The 953-nt window shown below is 51.1% G+C and carries 1 protein-coding gene; it reads right to left on the reverse strand.

The features are described from left to right. Positions 1 to 953: AMP-binding protein (locus tag AAC147_RS11295; protein ID WP_047686650.1), on the reverse strand; the 953-nt coding region annotated here is incomplete at both ends.

Consider the following 953-nt stretch of genomic DNA (forward strand, 5'->3'; position numbering starts at 1 on the left):
TACCCCCGCGCCAGCCCGGCTCCGCCGATGTATAACTCTCCGGGAGCACCAATAGGCACAGGCTGCCCGGCCTGATTCAACACATAGGCATACATGTCATTTAACGGCCGGCCAATATTGGATGCGGTTATCGCGTCGTCCTGGGTTAATTTCCTGAAAGTAACATGTACGGTTGTTTCAGTGATCCCATACATATTAATCAGGGCCGGAGAGTGATCGCCGTAACGGTTCCACCAGGGTTTTAATTGAACCGGGTTCAGTTTATCTCCGCCGAAAATCACGTAGCGAAGATGGGGAAATTCAGCCTCCCTGGTCAAGGATGCGTCAATAAAGGCATAAAATGCCCCCGGCGTCTGATTTAATACGGTAACTTTCTGATCAGAACAGAGGCGGCTGAATCTGCTGAAATCTTTCGTGTGCTCTGTTGTTGGAATAATCAGACGCCCGCCATACAGTAATGCGCCCCATAATTCCCAGACACTGAAATCAAAGGTATAAGCATGATAGAGCACCCAGGTATCATGTTGGTCAAACTGATAATCTCCCTGAGTGGCCGCAAATAAACGCACCACATTATGATGTGTCTGCAATACGCCTTTTGGCTGCCCGGTCGTGCCCGACGTATAGATGACATAAGCCAGATCCGTCGCTGTATTCACAGGCGCCGGATTTTCTGTCGGCGGATTTTCTGGCACGGCCTGATCATCCGCCGCTATCAACGCCGGCGACTGAGCCTGTGTCTGGGTATATTCCCCCAGTGTTGCCAGATAGTGTTTTTGGGTCACAACACAAGGTGATGCTGTATCTTGCAAAATAAACCGGATGCGCTCAGGCGGATATTGCGGAGATATCGGGACATAAGCCCCGCCGGCTTTCAGCACCGCCAGTATGCTGATGACCATTTCCAGACTGCGATCCAGATACAGAGCCACCAGCGTATCAACAGGCATAGG

The sequence above is a fragment of the Xenorhabdus sp. NBAII XenSa04 genome (assembly GCF_963866145.1).
In the GTDB taxonomy this organism is placed as follows: Bacteria; Pseudomonadota; Gammaproteobacteria; order Enterobacterales; family Enterobacteriaceae; genus Xenorhabdus; species Xenorhabdus indica.